Genomic DNA, 975 nt, shown 5'->3' on the forward strand with positions numbered 1-975 from the left:
TGTACGAATAACTTCTTTTAACTGAGTATGTACATCTTCTTTTTTCCAATTTACATTTTCAAGTTCGGTAAGGAAATTTGGTAATGAATCTGATGTCATAAAGTAATCAGCAGCGTTAATATATAATACATCAGGAGCTTTTAAAATGGATGCTGTTAAAGCAACATATCGGCCAGTATATCCAGGCGCTTTATTTAAGAAATAAGCAGCACCGACATCAGGGAAGAAACCKATGTTCATTTCAGGCATTGCCCACTTCGTACGCTCTGTTACAATTCGATACGTAGCTCCATTTGTCAGACCGACACCACCGCCCATTACGATTCCATCTAAACAAGCGATAATTGGTTTTTTGTATTGATAAATAAATGTATCAATTTCATATTCTTCTTCAAAAAACTGCTCTGCATGTTGTAATGCAACTTCGTTAGAACGTGCTTCGTATAGCGTTTTAATATCACCACCTGCACAAAAACCTTTCGTCCCAGCTCCTTTTAAAACGATGAGTTCAATACGCTCATCTTGTTCCCATTCTTTAAGTTTTTGCCCAATTGGCTGTAACATGTCATAGGATAAAGAATTGAGTGCTTTTGGACGGTTTAAAGTAATTGATGCAACGCCGTTTTCGCTAACAGAAAATAAAACGTGTTCAGTCATTATAAATCCCCCCTTACTTATCTTCTTATTCTTATTTCTTGATACATGCTGAAATGTCCTCTATAATTTTTGTCTAAATTAGGTGCTTAATGTTATTATTTATTGCATATTTTGACGAGTTATATTTGCAGGATTTCAGAGAATGAAGAGGAATATTACAACATTACTGTAAGTGCTATTATTTGAAAATGTCGTGTTGAAGGCGCTATTATATGTATAACTTAAATTGAGTTAGTATACGTGGCGTAACAATACATTAAAGAGTGGATGTAGAAAAGATTAAAAGGCTGAATTATCTAACTTTTAAAGGGTGTGGGG

The 975-nt window shown here is 34.6% G+C and carries 1 protein-coding gene; it reads right to left on the minus strand.

The features are described from left to right. Window positions 1–657 (minus strand): 3-hydroxyisobutyryl-CoA hydrolase (locus tag AC1DTM_RS28625; RefSeq protein ID WP_477001506.1); only part of this gene is annotated, 657 nt, incomplete at its 3' end. Window positions 658–975 lie beyond the last annotated feature (318 nt).

The sequence above is a fragment of the Bacillus sp. P4_D3 genome, assembly GCF_056401855.1.